Consider the following 14,951-nt stretch of genomic DNA (forward strand, 5'->3'; position numbering starts at 1 on the left):
TGATGAGCAGTTGCCTGATTCTCCACTCAAACGCACTTGGGCGATGACGCAACCCGTTCATCTGACGGTGTCTTCATTTCAGATTACGCACTCTGTCGCTTTAGTCCGACCGTTCGAGAACTTCGTCGAACGACGGCTTGGCCGGCGCCTTCAAAAGCTGTAGATCGCGACTTTTTCGTGGTCAAGCGAGGTGCTTATGAACAGTTCCGCAATACCCGGTGACGACAGAGATGCCAATGACGCAATCGCGCCCTTGGAGCCAGGACATCCGGACGTCATGCCGAACCCCGGCCGAGAGGATGGTGAAGAGGATGCAAATGGTGCCGACCCCGCGCCTGTCCTCGATGGGGATATTTTGGTGGATGAGGACATGTCAGACGTAGAGGCCAACGACGCCGTGTCTCAAGAGCATCCGCCGCAGCGCTGACGGCAAGGGCGTTAATGGAGGGTGGAAGGCCTGTCGAAAGACGGTTGTTTCATCAGACCTTTATCGCGATGAAATGAATCAGGCCGGAAAATCCGCCAAGCAGAATCCACAGCGTGAAAAAAATCCAGGGCGAACGCATCGAAAACTTCAGTGCATCTCTATAACCACGCTGATTGGATTCCCGCTTGGCGAACAATGGGGAATTGTCGTACGCGTCGCTCATTTTTGGTTGGCCTTGCAACAGGTTGCTTTGTTTCAGATACCAGTGATCGATGATTTCGTAAGCGGCTTTAATGCCCGACCAGGCGTGCAGCGAAGTGATCACGCCCAAAACTGACAGAAGAATCGACACAACCAGCGAGAAGGCATTTCCCCATTGCGGATTGACGTTCGCCATACACGAGCAATAAGCAATCACCAAAAATGACTGAGCCCCCAAGTACGCGTTCGTCCGATTCGAAAGCATGGTTGTTTCGTACTGAATTTCCTTGCGATAGAAGTCCAGCCGATCTTTCAGCGAGCCAAACATGATGGCGTCAGAAGCGTCCCGGACGTCGGCTTCTGATCGCTGGGTGATGATGTGGCTCATGAGAGTCTGGTCACGGTTAGCACGACCGCCGCAATCCGTTCCGCACGTGAGTAGATCTCAGTCTCCAGTTCTTCTCCAAAGACATCAGGATCCACCTCACGATAAGACCAGCTGTAGCCGGACTTGTCGATCAATGGCCGGGCATGTTCAAGAAACAGATCCACACCCTCGACCCAGGGTGAGCCCGTGTAGAGCACGAGGCTGCCGCCTACTGTCAGGCGACTCATGGCCTGATCCACGATACGCACCGACAACTCCGAACCCAGGCGGTCTCCACCGTGGCGGTAGGCACGTTTCTGGCTGTCCTGCATGTAGGGAGGATTGGCTACGATCAGATCGAATTCACCTGAGGCACTGTCCAGCAGATCACTGTGCCATGCAGAGACGTTCTCCGTCTCAGCCAGTGCCGCATTGACTGCTGTAAACCTCAGCGCCGTGGGGTTGATATCCAACGCCAATACCTGGGCGTCGTGCCTGGCCTTGGCGATCAGGATGGCGCCCGCGCCACTGCCGCAACCGATGTCCACTGCCGTGCGGATGGGATGGGTCGAAGTGCGCAGATGCTCCTCAATGGCTTGGGCAAAACGATAGGTGTCAGGGCCAAAGAATACTGAGTCGTTGGAGACAGTGGGAAACGCCGAGTGCACGAACAAATGATCATGCAGGCTCGACCAACGCACTTCGCTGATCCACAGCCCGGCGTGAGCGCGCAGGATGGCTCGGCTGAGCAGGGCCTCAAGCTCAGCCTCGGGGAGAAGCTCGGTAGCAAACGGTCTGTTCCAGCCGAAGATGTCCCTGAGATTAAGTGCCTGATGATTCTCCGCACGAGCGTTATTGCGCTGATGAGTGAGGGGAGTGACCGTGGTGAATCGATACTCATCAGCCAGAAGACGCCGACCCAGTTGAAGCAGGGCCAGGTCGTGAGTCGTATCTTCGGGGTTGCGCACATCCAGAGGCTGGGAATGAACAATGGTTTGTCTCATCGGATTGAAGATCCTTTGGCAAGTTGGCGTGAGAATGTTCGGGTCGCATTCAGGCCGTCCGGGGTTGAATGCATAGAGGGAGATAGGAGCGCAGTCAGCTGCTCGATGGATAAGGCATCAGACGTCGTCGATGGGAGCTCGACGCAAGGCGCTCGACGACGGAACTGCGCGCGAAATGGATTGGCTTTCTTTGCCTGGTTAGCTGCCTGCCAGTTCCCCGAAATCCAGTCCTGTAATAGCTGCATTTCGTAGCCACTGAACACCCCGAACATCACTGCACCAGGGCCATCGATCAGTTGCCAGAAACGGCTATCAGCCGGATCTTGATGTCGCTTGATCCAGCCCTTGTTTTCCAGCGCAGCCAAAAAGGCCCGGCATCGCCCCGGCTGTGAAAGCCACTCGTTGACAGTCAGGCCATCGAGACGGCAGTAATCAGAATGCATGTGCTGGCCGAACGAGCGTTTGCGCTCCAGCATGGCGACGACTTCCTGCTCCAGATCGAAGCTGGAAATCACAGCCTTGGTGCCTTTTCCCAGCTCATTGAGCACGTAGCCTGTGCGCATGCGTGCGATGAATTTCTCTCGCGAGCCATCCGTGGGCATGAGATTAATCGCGGCTTGAATGGCCTTGTGGGCGTGGCCTGAGCTTGCGTTGTCGATGGTGACGTGCAGTGTGAAGTAATAGGGGTCGATGCCCAGTTCGTTAAGTTCAAACGCGGTGATCAACAGGTGCAACGGCAGTTGTTCGTACCCCAGGTTATAGCCCAGCACCTCAGGCAGGTAATCACTGCCAGCATGCCCCAATGCCAACTGGATGGCGCCCTGTACGTAGTGTTCATGATCAAGCGCTTCACTGGGCGCGCAGTCATGATCCGCCAGCAGCTTGCGGTAGAGCACCACATGATTCAGCGCGGGGTCGCCATCGCCCAGTTCTTCAAGATAAGTGCGGATCAGCGGATGATATCGCCAGTCACCGCCATGGTTCACAGCGTCATACAGCCATGCACCGTCAACCAGTTTCGTAGGTGCCACGTGCTGCAGGAAATACAACGCGTGAGCTGTGTTGGTGAAGAATTCTCGGCCATGCCCGGCGTGTCGCCCCTCCAGATACTCGCGATAGGCGCTTGCCACCTGGCTTGCGTTGCTCTCGATCCACGCCGCCCAGTAGTTGAGGTCGTCAGGAAGCTCTATGGCTTCAGTGTGCTGCCTGGCTAGCATCAACTGAGAATCCAAAAAATCTCGAATCACAGTAAATGCAACATCCTGGGGCCGGCTCAAGAGGGCGTGGTAGACGGATACCGCGTCGGATGATTGCGTCGGTTTCGAAATCAGGCGGTCAGTGACACTTCGCAAAGAAGTCATGGATGGGCCTACACAGGTTTATAGGTATGTAGGTGAGAGACAGGCCTAAAGGATTAATTCAACGAAGTTTGGTCAGCCTGGACAGATGACACTCCGCGCAAGCACTGAAGGGCGAAGTTTGAGAATCTGGCCGAAATCTGACGGACTCATCAGGCGCACAGCAGGGCCGTTGCGTCGCCCATGGGTGCGATGAGTGATCTGACGCAGTTGCACATGGGTTTTTTCAGCAGCGCGGGACATGGTCATCTCCTCGATCAGGCGGTTGTATTGCGGGCGTTTTTGAGGGCGTCCGACCACCAGAGCAGGTCGTCGATCATGCGTCCCGCTTGATCGTTCTGTGCCTGCAACGCGGCCTCGATTTCATCGGTTTTGCCCTGGAAATGGGCATAGATCGCCCCGACCGGGATATGCACCGCAGTACGAATCGATGCCATCTGAAGCTCGGTCGCGATTTCGCGCAGTTGTTGTACGGCACGGGCGCCCCCCACGCTGCCCCAGCTCACGAAGCCAATCGGCTTGCGATTCCACTCTGGGTAGACCCAGTCCAGCGCGTTCTTCAGAACAGCGGGTGGGCCAAAGTTGTACTCGGCTGTGGCCACCACGAACGCATCAGAAGTGGCAATTTGTTCGGTCCAGCGACGCACATTTTCGTTTTCATACGCTGGACGGCCAGGAAAGCCGGGAAGCATGGCGCTGTCGAAAAAAGGCAGATCAAAATCGCGCAGGTCGAGCAAGCGCACGTTCAGCCCTTCACGTTGTTCCAGATGGTGCTTGATCCAGTTGGCCGGGGCGTTGGAGAAGCGGCTGTCACGGGTGCTGCCGACGATGACGGATACGGTGGTCATAGTGAGTCTCCTGAGGAAGAGGGTGAGGCGCTTGTGCGCCATGGAGCTCACTTTAGAAAGTCTCCGATCATTCAGAAAGATGGGTTGGTGAGATTCACTCGCTCATAAATGAATGTAATAAAGTGGAGTAACTGACACATGCCTATGCGTCAAAGGTTACGCTGGTCGGTTCAGGCTCGGTCTAGAATGGGCGGATCTATCTCACTCATGCAGAAACGGCGGTAATCACGTGGACCTGAATGATGTCGCGCTTTTTGTTCAAGTCGTTCGAGCGGGGAGTTTTGCTGAAGCAGGGCGGCGTCTCGGCATGCCGCCCAGTACCGCCAGCAGGCGTGTGCAGCTCTTGGAGGCCGCGTTGGGTACACGGCTGATGCAGCGCACCACGCGGCGCTTGGTGTTGACCGATGCAGGGACCAACTTTTACGCCGAATCGGCCGATCAGATCGATGCGCTGCTGCGGGTTGCCGGTCAGGTGACAAATGATTCTGCCGAGATTGCCGGTCGTGTTCGGGTGGCGGCGCCTGTGGATTTTTTCAACTGGTTTCCGGCACAGGCTGTGGCGCAATTCATCGCCGAGCATCCGCGAGTACGTCTTGAGTTCGAGCTGAATGACGCGCGCGTCGATTTGCTGGGGGAGGGAATAGACGTCGCCATGCGCGGAGGTGATCGCGATCCATCGCTGTTCGCACGCAAACTGGGCACGAGTTATCAAACGCTGGTGGCGAGCCCAGGCTATTTGGCGGCACATGGCGTACCGGCAGAGCCTGGGGACCTGAGTGCCCATCACTGCATCACCTCACCGTCTCACGGTGGTCCTCGCACCACCTGGCGGCTGGGCGGTGTCGACCATCAGGCGGCGACCATCGAAGTGGACGGTCCTTTTCAAGCCAATACCTCTTCTGCACAGCTGGAAGCGGCGCTGGCCGGATTGGGTATTGCGCTGCTACCCACCGCACTCAGCGCTGCCCATATCGATGCAGGACGCTTGAAGGAAGTGCTCCCTGCTTACACTTCCGGTGCCATAGGTGTGCATCTGGTCTATCACAGCCGCCGTCAACTGCCCCTTGCGGTATCCGCGTTCATCGAATTCGCAGCAAACACTATCAAGGAAATGGGCTTGATGGACGTCGGTCAGCGCAGTGCGAGGTCTTCGCTTCTGCCGTAGGAGGCTTCCGTATGTTGCTTGAGCGGCTGCTTTCGACCCAAAACGGTCGGTCACAGATGATCCCGAGCGAGATCACGCTCGGGAATCTTCAGCCGCCATTATGGGATAACGAATCACTTACCGGCCATGAACCGCACAACATCTCGCATAGCGCTATGTCTATCGAGCGAATTGACCGCTTGGATCAGTTGCTCTCCTGACCGCTTACCGATGACAGGAGTGATAAGGTCTCGAACCTTGGCATTTACCTGCTCGGCCGACAGCGGGTTCTCCTTGGTGCCTGAAGGAAAGCGGGTGTGATGCGATACGGTGCTGCCGTCATTCAGCGTCACCGTAACCTTCGCCGCGCGAGGTGCAGAGGGATCATCGAGCGCTTTGTCCGCGGTGACTTTGATCTTGCCCCTTACTGCGAGGATGCCAGGATCTTTCATCAGCTTCAGATCATGGCTATCCACGAACGACACGTGGCCTTTGATCAATGCCACTGCGACCATGTGAGCGCAATTCACATCAGGCATCGCACTGTCGCCGACGATGCCAACCGCATCGCTAGGCACTTGCACCTCGATCGACTTCACCTTTTCTGGAGTGAGGCCGTGCTCTTTTCGCAAGGTCAGCATGGCATCGAGCGGAGACTGAATGGGGTATCCAACAGAGTAGGTTTTGATCGCCGTTTCGGTGACGAACCAGCGCTCGCCCAAACCTGCAACCATCTGAAGCGGCTGTGGTTGGGGTGACAGGGCAATGAAGAGGTTATGAGTACCCTCCAGCACGTCGTCCACACCGGTCATTCCTGACATCACCATGGTCACTGCCTGGACGCCATTGCGTGCGCCCATACCAGCAAAGTCGAAGGCTTTCTCAATGTGATCGTGATCCTTGACCCAACTCCATAACCCGGACTCTTGTTGCGCTGCGTAGGAGAGGGCGTAGCGAGTATTTTGCTCATCCAATCGTGCGAGCGACGCAGCAGCGGCGACTGCGCCGAAGGTAGCGGCGGTGCCTTCAGCACTGCGGTGTCCCCCACGAACCAGGTCGGGCCCCAATGCCATCAGCAGGCGACACGCCACGTCGTAACCGAGAGCAACCGCGCGGATGAAGTCTTCGCCATTTGCGTTTTGCCATTCGGCCATTGCCAGAGCGGCCGGGACTACGGAACTTCCCGGGTGCGCTTTGGTGACCGGCTCAAAGTCATCAGTTTCATCCGAGTGAGCGCACATCGCGTTGGCGAGTGCAGCATTAACGGCAGTCGTTCTGAATCCAGAACCGACAACGGTTGCCTGCGCAGTACCTCCTTGTTCTCTGACATATTTGCTGGCCATTTCGCCCGGCCTCATATGGGAACCTGAAAGCATCGCGCCGAAGGTATCCAGGATGTGTTGTTTGCACGCCAGGGAAACTGGCGATGGCAGAGGGGTTGCGCGGGCATTGACGATATAACGCGCCAACTGCGAAGTGATCCCCTGGTTGCCATCTGCTGCGAGCAGTCTGGAAACGGGCAGGGATCCTGCGGCGAACACGATGCCGGCCCCCTGAAGTAAACGGCGTCGAGTCAGCCCTGTCACGTTTTCCATCAGGCGACTCCTTTGGCTGATCTGGCAGTTTTCGCGATCAGTGCAACGTCGCTGAGCTGTTCGACTTTCCAGCACATGTCCATCACCCTACGGGTTTGCTCATCGGGGAGCACCCCTTTGGCAAGGTCGCTGAACTTGGTCTCCAACTGCTGGTCGCTCATCGGCACCTCAAGGCTGCCAATAGCGTGTTCGATGTATTTATGGAGTTTGCGTCCATCTGTGAGGATCAACGTCATATCCACCTGTTCAGGCTTGATTGCTGGATCGATCGTGGTTGTGACTTTGTCGCGCAACTCGACCACTACAGGATCCTTCACCGCCTTGTCGCTGTATTGACGTTCCCCGGCAGCCCCCTCTACCAGTGCGACCGCGACTGAGTGGTACACACTGAACTTGCCTTCCAGACCGATCTGCGGGGTCTTCTTGCCAGTCAGTTCCAGCACCAGCGGATGCACTTTCAACTGAACCTGCGCGATCTGATCGGGCTTGAGGTGATACTCGTTGCGCAACTGGATAGCCGCATCAATGGCTGGATGGATGACGATGCCGCAGGCGAAGGGCTTGTAGGTATTGAGTGCCGCTTCATACCGTGTCCCCAGGCCATCAGTGATCTCTCGAAAATTCTGTTTGGTACTGATGGTATGTGCCCAGCCGCGTTTCGCCTCGATCATCGAATCTGAGCTGGTGTAATTCTGGGCAGCCAGCAGTGCAGCGAACAGGCCATTGCTCGCCGCGCGGCCCGGATTGAAGCTCTTGTTCATCGAGCCAAAGGACTCGCGCAGCCCGACGGGTTGAGAGGCCGCGAGGCCTAGCGCCCAGGTCATTTGCTGTTCGGTGAGCCCCAGAATCTTTCCCGCCGCGGCGGCAGCGCCGAATACACCTGTGGTTCCAGTAATGTGCCAGCCGACATCGTAGTGTTCCGGATACACGGAATTACCGATACGGCATTCAGTTTCCACCCCGAGCACAAGGGCATTGAGAAAGTCCTTGCCGTTGACCGGATGATATTCGGCTAGTGCCAGTATCGCTGAGGCGACCGGCCCGGCTGGGTGAATGATGGTTTTTAGATGCGTGTCGTCGTAGTCGAAAATATGACTGGCAACCCCATTGAGGAACGCCGCGTTCATGATATCGAAGCGTTCTGCACGACCAAGCAGGCTGGCTTGCTCAGGGCCGGAGAAAGGTTTGAGGGCACGAATCGCTCGCTCAACCGTTTCATGTTGCGAGCCTCCCACTGCCACACCCACCCAGTTGAACAATGTTCGCACGCCTTCCTTGCGCACGTTCAGGGGCAGATCCTCGTAGCGTGCGTTGACCAGGTACTGAGCCAGGATTCGGGTGGTGTTTTCGCCGGACGCTGAGACAGAGGAAGGGGACGCCTGGGGCGTTTTATCGGCGGACGTGGGCTGGGCGGCGAAGCTGATGTCCGTGCCGGCCGCGACAGCCACCACGGCTCCAGCCTTGAGCAGGGATCGGCGGTTGATCAGAGTCATGCAGTGCTCCAACTATTATGTTTGTAGGGTATGGGTGCGCACTGCGGCAGCATGGAGCAGAATGCCGGCAAAGTTAATTGCATTAATTGCAAGGATAATTGCATGCCACACATGAATGTCGAGATCAGCGATCTTCGTGCCTTTGTCGCTGTCGTGGATTTGGGGAGCTTTGCCGCTGCTGCTCGCGAGCTCCATCTATCGCAACCTGCGCTATCAAGACGAGTGTCCAAGCTCGAAGCCAATCTCGGGGTTCGGCTGTTGGAAAGAACAACGCGACGGGTTGAGTTGAGTGCGGCTGGCAGGACATTCGCGCAGAAAGCCAGGCAGGTTGTGAACGGGTTCGATGAGTCCTTGCTGGACATCACCGACGCGGCCAGCAAATTGACCGGGGAAATCACCATCGCCTGTGTTCCCACTGCGGTAAATCATCTATTGCCTAAAGTGCTCGAACACTATCAGCAACAGTTTCCAGGCATTCTGGTCAGGATCATGGACGAGGGCGCCAGTGAGGCTCTGGCGATGGTCGTTCGGGGCGAGGCCGATTTCGGCATCAACTACCTGGGTGCTCAGGAAGGCAACGTGACCTTCACACCTTTGCTCGAAGAGCACTTTGTGCTCGCATGCCCGGCCAATCATCCGTTAGCCAAACGTAAATCGGTCAGATGGTCTGAGTTGGGCAAGCACCGGTACATTGCGGTCAACAAGGCGAGCGGTAATCGCATGTTGCTGGATATGGCGCTGGCCAATACTCCGAGGTTGCCAAAACCTGCATTGGAGGCTCGCCACGTTCGAACAGCCGTAGACATGGTTGCTGCCGGTTTGGGTATCGCTGCCGTGCCACAACTGGCTATTCCGAAATTCGGGGCGGGGGCGCTGTTGACAACCGTGGCGCTTAAGGAACCTGGTGTCAGCAGAACGCTTGGGCTTGTGTCGCGCAGAGGGCAGCTTCTTTCGCCCGCTGCAGAAAGGTTCTGTGCTCTGCTCAAACAGGAATTGCCGTTCGGGTGACCGTTCCTAACCCGCTGTAATCTCCAGCCCCGCCTGATCTCAAAAACTCTCATCATCCCGACGGCTGAGTTGCCGGCCGTTGGGGCTGCAGCCATGACCTCTCCATTCCTCGCCCGCAAGCAAGCCTCAACGCGTTGTTGACATGAAATCAAAACGCATTAATCATAATGTGGACTGCATGTCCACATTATGGATGGAGAATAAAAACAGTGTCTCAAATCAAACCGAGTTCAGCCGATTTCACCGCCGACGAACTACGGCGCATGCCGTTTCAGTACAACCAACCCATGGGCATGCTGCCCGACCTGGTCGTCGCCCCAGCCGTCCCGGAAGATGAGCGGATATGGGTTCCGCAAGCAGAAAATGTCTGGTTCAGGCCGCTGTGCCTGAACCGCAGTGCGGGTTACTGGATAAACCTGCTTCGGGTTCGCAAGTCCGGCGTATTGAGCCGCCATCGTCACCCTGGCCCCGTGCACGCATTCGTGATCAAGGGCGAGTGGCGCTACCTGGAACACGACTGGGTCGCCTCCCAGGGCTCTTATGCATTCGAACCGCCGGGAGAGACTCACACTCTGGTCGTTGATGAACATGTGACCGAAATGATCACGCTCTTCAACGTGCAGGGCTGCATGTATTACGTGGATCCATGGGGTGAGCATGTGGGCTACGAAGATGTATTCACCAAGATCGACATGTGTCGCAAGCACTACGAAGAAGTGGGCTTGGGGGGGGATTACGTAGACCAGTTCATTCGTTGAGTTCAATGAGGTGACCGTCTGACTCAGGCGGTCACCCAATCTCTAAAACAATCACAATCAGAGATCGTCGTATGGACACCCTTGCGAAGAAATCTTCGAGGCTCAAGCGTATCCAGGTGGTGGCAATCACCTTCCTCACGGTTGCAGGCCTCATCAATTACATTGACCGCAGCGCATTATCGATCGCGAACACCTCAATCCGCGGAGAACTCGGCCTCTCTCCGACGGAAATGGGGTGGCTGTTATCGGCGTTCTCACTGGCCTACGCGTTTTCTCAGCTACCGGTAGGTGCGCTGCTCGATCGTTGGGGTAATCGGTTGGTGCTCGGCGCCGGCATCTGCTTCTGGTCGATTGCCCAGTTGTTCTGCGGAATGGTCAATACGTTCAGTCAGTTCATTCTCGCGCGCACGGTGCTCGGCATCGGCGAATCACCTCTGTTTCCAGCGGGCGCCAAGGTCGTCAGTGAATGGTACGCAGTGCGAGAGCGTGGCGGCCCCACCGGACTCTTCATTGCGTCGAGCTGCATTGCGCCATGCCTCGCGCCGCCATTGCTAACCGCGATCATGCTGGCGTTCGGTTGGCGCTGGATGTTTGTACTCACAGGTGTCGCTGGACTGTTGGTCGGCATCGGCTGGTATGCCTGTTACCGCAATCGCAATGACATCAAGCTCACTGTGCAGGACGAACAGCATCTGCTTGAACACGAGGCTGTCAATCAGTCGAGCGCGAGGATGTCGGGGCGCGAATGGCGAGGACTGTTTGCCAATCGAACCATGTGGGGAATGCTGCTGGGTTTTGCAGGCGTCATTTATATGGTGTGGCTGTACCTGACCTGGCTGCCTAGCTATCTGGAACATGACCGCGGCGTTTCTGTTGCTCACACCGGATGGCTGGTGGCTATCCCTTACGTCTTTGGCGCATTGGGAATGATCAGCGCTGGACAGATCGCGGACTTCTTCGCACGTCGGAGCAGCTCGGTTATCACCAGTCGCAAATGGACGGTATGCATTGGATTACTGGGTGGTGCGCTGGCCACTGTCCCCGCCGCTTATACCCCTGATCTCACGTGGGCCATGGTGCTGATCTGCATTGCGATGTTCTTCATCAACCTGGCCAGCGCGGCGTGCTGGACGATGGTCAGCGTGATCGCCCCAAGACGCAAAGTTGCATCGGTCGGGAGCATTCAAAACTTCGGTGGCTACATTGGCGGATCCTTCGCGCCGGTAGTCACTGGCTGGGTCGTTCAGACCTCTGGTTCCTATGAAGGCGCGCTGGTGGCCAGCGGCGTGATCGCCGTGTTCGGAGCCCTGGCCTATGCAACCCTGGTTAAAGCCCCTATCGGGGAAACCCCGGACATTTCGACCACCTCTCTCAACCTTCCCCAGGAGCACCGAGTATGACTTTCAATGCAAATCTCTTCGCCGGCAAGACGGCTATCGTCACTGGCGGCACTACGGGTATTGGTGCCGGGACTGCCCTGACTCTCGCACAATTGGGCGCACGTGTACTGGCCCTTGGTTTCGATGCTGACAGGTTGCAGGTGCCTAAAGGCCTGGATCTTCGCGCTTTGGAAGTCGACGTTACTGATGCGCACGCGATTGAAGCGGCTATCGCTGAGGTCGAGCGGCTGGATATCCTGGTGAATTGCGCCGGAATTATCCGACGTGTCGAGGAGCATGAAATCGACGTGTTCGAGAAAGTTATCGATGTAAACCTCAACGGCACGCTGCGTTGCTGTCGCCTCGCCCGAGCCAAGTTGGCCGAGAGTGGTGGGGTGATCATCAATACGGCGTCGATGCTCAGCTTCTTCGGAGGCGGTCTGGTGCCGGCCTACAGCGCCAGCAAGGGCGGGGTGATGCAATTGACGAAATCGTTGGCCATTGCGTACGCTGCCGACGGCATTCGCGTGAATGCCGTGGCGCCGGGCTGGATCGCTACGCCTCTGACGGAGGCTCTGCAGAAAGATCCCAAACGTGCCGAACCCATTCTTCAACGCACCCCTCTGGGCCGTTGGGGTCTGCCGGAAGACATCGCTCAGGCGGTGGTTTTCTTGTGCAGCCCCGCAGCTTCGTTCATCACCGGCACTATTCTCCCGGTTGACGGGGGGTATCTGGTGGCCTGAATCTCGATGTCTTCTGCGAAACCTGATGTACCCGGCACAGCCGCTTTCACTAAATTCATGAACGTACTGCAGGCTGTTTCGGATGCGGGACAGCCCACGACCGTGAGTGAATTGTCGAAAACGCTCGGCTATCCACGTCCTACAACGTTTCGGATCGTGGCCGCTTTGTTGGCTGAGGGCATGCTGGCTGAGACCGGTGCAGATGGGCGCCTTCGCATTGGGCCGAGGGTTATCACGCTTGCCAGGCACGCGCTGGACACGTCGGATTTGCGCAGCGTAGCAGAACCTCATTTGCAGGTTCTGCGCGACACGTTGGACGAGACCGTGCACCTTGCGGTGCGCTCAGGTCTGGAGATGGTGTACATCGCCAAGCTTGAATCGCATCGCACGGTACGGATGGCCTCAAGAGTCGGGACGCGAGTGACGCTGTACTCCAGCTCTGTTGGAAAGTCCTGGTTGGCTCATCAATCGGAAAGTTTGGTAGACGAGCTGTTGGAGAGGCTCGATCTGGTGCCGTTGATGCCCGCAACCATTACCGAGCCAGACGCACTTCGCAGAGAGCTGAAGGCAGTCGCCAGTAGGGGCTACGCAGTCGACCTTGAAGAGAATGAGGCAGATATCTGCTGCTATGGATGCCCGATCATTGATGCAAAAGGGCAGGTTATCGGCTGTCTGAGCACCAGCATGCCCAGCTACCGCTTCCAGGCTCTGCCCGCAGAAACCGCCGTTGCTGCGCTGAAACGCTGCGCACAAGGCATCGCTGCCGCCGTGGGCTGACCACGCACGAGCAACACGGCCGTTCAGGCAACGAACTGAAACAAACACTTTTCTACCCAGGATTTTTGGGTTAACGTTTTTCGCGTGTCGCAACATATGCACGCGTGTTGCGCATAGTGCAACACAAAGGCTGTTCTATCCAATAATAAAAGGAACTCCTCGTGTACAACGTTTACGTATCCGACTACGACTATCCAGACCTCGATATCGAGAAGAGCATTCTGGAACCGATTGGCGCCAAGGTGATCGGTCTGCAGGCCAGAAGCGGTGAAGGACTGGCGGAACAAGCGCCGGACGCTCACGCAATTCTTCAGCAGTACGCCCGCATTGACGCCAATACAATCAGTTCGCTGAAGCAATGCAAGGTGATCGCTCGATACGGTATCGGAGTCGATATTCTCGATGTGAAGGCTTGCCATCAGGCAGGTATCACCGTGACCAATGTCCCGGATTACTGCCTTGAGGAAGTGGCGGATCATTCCATTGCGATGGCGCTGACCCTCCTGCGATCTCTACCGACTTACGATCAGGCGACTCATGCAGGCCGCTGGCACTGGTCTGACTGGAATCGACCGATCAAACGCTTGCGCGGGAGCGTATTCGGCTTCATTGGTTTCGGCCGGATCGCACAGAACATGGTGCGCAAGCTCCAGCCATTTGGTTTTGTCATCAAGGCGTATGACCCATTCGTTTCCGAGAGCTTGATGTCCTCCCACGGTGTGGAAAAAGCAGACCTGGATGAGGTGCTGCGAACGGCAGACCTCGTCGATGTGATGTGCCCACACACTCCTGAAACCCATCACTTGATCGATGAACGTGCTCTTTCGTTGATGAAACCAGGATCGTTACTGGTCAACGGGGCCCGGGGCAAGGTCATCGACAATGCCGCGCTGTATCACGCACTGAAGACCGGTCATTTGGCGGCCGCTGCACTGGATGACACGGAGGAGGAACCAGCCAAACAACTCCACTGGTCGCCCGCGGACAATCCACTTTTCACTCTCCCTAACTGCCTGATAACGCCGCACGCGGCCTACGTTTCCCAACACGCCCTGGATGAGTGCCGACGTGTCGCTGCCCAGAACGTCCGCGCCGTCCTGCTGGGTCAAGCCCCACTCAATCCTGTCCGTCCCTGAACCCGGAGAAATACTATGAGCATCGTTGTTAATGAAGCCCCACAACCAAACCGTGAACTGTTGCAACTGTTCCTCGACATGGCCGATGTCATGTCGCTTTCCTGTGTAGTCTCCGACGCCCAGGAGCGTGCAGGCACCATGCGCCATGACATCAAGCCCAAGGGTGCAGACAAGAAGATCATTGGCACGGCCCTGACCGTACAACTGACTGCCGGTGACATCGTCGATTGCCTGGAAGTGTTCAATGTCGCGCGCCCCGGCGACGTCATCGTGATCGACGCCTTCGGCGAGACAGAGACGTCGATTTGGGGCGGGCTGATGACAGGGCTTGCGAAGAACGCCGGCGTCGTTGGAGCCGTGATCGATGGGAGCTGCCGAGATACCGACGAGGCACGGTTTCTGGATTTCCCGGTATCGGCAAAGGTATGCGGGCCCCGCCAGGCACACACTGCGCTATCGGGTCGTCGGGAACCGATCGCGATCAACGTGCCTATCAGTTGTGGCGGGGTAGTGGTCAACCCGGGTGACCTGGTGGTCGCTGACGAGATCGGGGTAGCCGTCGTTCCGAGGGACAAGATGGCCGCTGTTTATGAGCGAGCCCGAACCATCGCCGACAACGAAGCCGCAATGCGCGAGCTGATTCTTCAGGGTGCCACGTTCCAGGATCTTCTGGCCAAATTCGGTCGTATCTGACCTGCCAGAAACCGTCTTGC

15 protein-coding genes are annotated in these 14,951 nt (G+C 57.0%); 9 read left to right on the forward strand and 6 right to left on the reverse strand.

Features of this window, described 5'->3' with window-relative positions; translation table 11 throughout:
- Positions 1 to 196 precede the first annotated feature (196 nt).
- The gene (locus tag AC1MEK_RS27195; protein WP_480399341.1) at positions 197 to 427 is read left to right on the forward strand and encodes a hypothetical protein; all 231 of its coding nucleotides are present in this window, start codon (positions 197 to 199) and stop codon (positions 425 to 427) included.
- A gap of 52 nt (positions 428 to 479) precedes the next feature.
- Here AC1MEK_RS27195 and AC1MEK_RS27200 read toward each other — a convergent pair whose 3' ends face one another.
- From AC1MEK_RS27200 to AC1MEK_RS27215, 4 genes are all read right to left on the reverse strand, one after another.
- Positions 480 to 1,016, reverse strand: a complete 537-nt coding sequence (locus tag AC1MEK_RS27200; RefSeq protein ID WP_480399342.1) for a CHASE3 domain-containing protein — start codon at positions 1,014 to 1,016, stop codon at positions 480 to 482.
- On the reverse strand, positions 1,013 to 1,999 hold the full coding sequence (locus AC1MEK_RS27205; protein WP_480399343.1) for a methyltransferase: 987 nt from the start codon (positions 1,997 to 1,999) through the stop codon (positions 1,013 to 1,015). Before AC1MEK_RS27205 ends, AC1MEK_RS27200 begins: the two co-directional genes overlap by 4 nt.
- The gene (locus AC1MEK_RS27210; protein WP_480399344.1) at positions 1,996 to 3,360 is read right to left on the reverse strand and encodes an iron-containing redox enzyme family protein; all 1,365 of its coding nucleotides are present in this window, start codon (positions 3,358 to 3,360) and stop codon (positions 1,996 to 1,998) included. The genes AC1MEK_RS27205 and AC1MEK_RS27210 overlap by 4 nt, the downstream gene beginning before the upstream one ends.
- A gap of 254 nt (positions 3,361 to 3,614) precedes the next feature.
- The gene (locus AC1MEK_RS27215; protein ID WP_480399345.1) at positions 3,615 to 4,205 is read right to left on the reverse strand and encodes an NADPH-dependent FMN reductase; all 591 of its coding nucleotides are present in this window, start codon (positions 4,203 to 4,205) and stop codon (positions 3,615 to 3,617) included.
- A gap of 229 nt (positions 4,206 to 4,434) precedes the next feature.
- On the opposite strand from AC1MEK_RS27215, the gene AC1MEK_RS27220 reads away from it, so the two are divergent.
- On the forward strand, positions 4,435 to 5,370 hold the full coding sequence (locus AC1MEK_RS27220; protein ID WP_480399346.1) for a LysR family transcriptional regulator: 936 nt from the start codon (positions 4,435 to 4,437) through the stop codon (positions 5,368 to 5,370).
- A 113-nt stretch (positions 5,371 to 5,483) separates the two neighbouring features.
- On the opposite strand, the gene AC1MEK_RS27225 is transcribed toward AC1MEK_RS27220, so the two are convergent.
- Together AC1MEK_RS27225 and AC1MEK_RS27230 are read right to left on the reverse strand one after the other, a co-directional pair.
- Entirely contained in the window at positions 5,484 to 6,944 is a 1,461-nt protein-coding gene (locus AC1MEK_RS27225) for an MmgE/PrpD family protein (protein WP_480399347.1), read from the reverse strand.
- Positions 6,944 to 8,437, reverse strand: coding sequence for an MmgE/PrpD family protein (locus AC1MEK_RS27230; protein WP_480399348.1), 1,494 nt, complete (start codon positions 8,435 to 8,437; stop codon positions 6,944 to 6,946). Before AC1MEK_RS27230 ends, AC1MEK_RS27225 begins: the two co-directional genes overlap by 1 nt.
- Positions 8,438 to 8,548: 111 nt before the next feature.
- On the opposite strand from AC1MEK_RS27230, the gene AC1MEK_RS27235 reads away from it, so the two are divergent.
- The 7 genes from AC1MEK_RS27235 (at position 8,549) to AC1MEK_RS27265 (ending at position 14,931) form a co-directional block, all read left to right on the forward strand.
- Complete coding sequence (locus AC1MEK_RS27235; protein ID WP_480399385.1) at positions 8,549 to 9,445, forward strand: LysR family transcriptional regulator; 897 nt, start codon at positions 8,549 to 8,551, stop codon at positions 9,443 to 9,445.
- Positions 9,446 to 9,708: 263 nt separating this feature from the next.
- Positions 9,709 to 10,203 (forward strand): 2,4'-dihydroxyacetophenone dioxygenase family protein, encoded by a 495-nt coding sequence (locus tag AC1MEK_RS27240; protein ID WP_480399386.1) that lies wholly within the window; start codon positions 9,709 to 9,711, stop codon positions 10,201 to 10,203.
- 71 nt (positions 10,204 to 10,274) lie between these two features.
- Complete coding sequence (locus AC1MEK_RS27245) at positions 10,275 to 11,603, forward strand: MFS transporter (protein WP_480399349.1); 1,329 nt, start codon at positions 10,275 to 10,277, stop codon at positions 11,601 to 11,603.
- Positions 11,600 to 12,325: an SDR family NAD(P)-dependent oxidoreductase gene (locus AC1MEK_RS27250; RefSeq protein ID WP_480399350.1), complete on the forward strand. Its 726-nt coding sequence runs from the start codon at positions 11,600 to 11,602 to the stop codon at positions 12,323 to 12,325. The genes AC1MEK_RS27245 and AC1MEK_RS27250 overlap by 4 nt, the downstream gene beginning before the upstream one ends.
- A 6-nt stretch (positions 12,326 to 12,331) precedes the next feature.
- A complete protein-coding gene (locus AC1MEK_RS27255) occupies positions 12,332 to 13,102 on the forward strand; it encodes an IclR family transcriptional regulator (RefSeq protein ID WP_480399351.1) in 771 nt (256 codons plus the stop codon).
- 161 nt (positions 13,103 to 13,263) lie between these two features.
- Positions 13,264 to 14,238, forward strand: coding sequence for a C-terminal binding protein (locus tag AC1MEK_RS27260; protein WP_480399352.1), 975 nt, complete (start codon positions 13,264 to 13,266; stop codon positions 14,236 to 14,238).
- A gap of 15 nt (positions 14,239 to 14,253) precedes the next feature.
- Positions 14,254 to 14,931: an RraA family protein gene (locus AC1MEK_RS27265; protein ID WP_480399353.1), complete on the forward strand. Its 678-nt coding sequence runs from the start codon at positions 14,254 to 14,256 to the stop codon at positions 14,929 to 14,931.
- Positions 14,932 to 14,951: the final 20 nt, after the last annotated feature.

The organism is Pseudomonas sp. 2 (assembly GCF_056627435.1).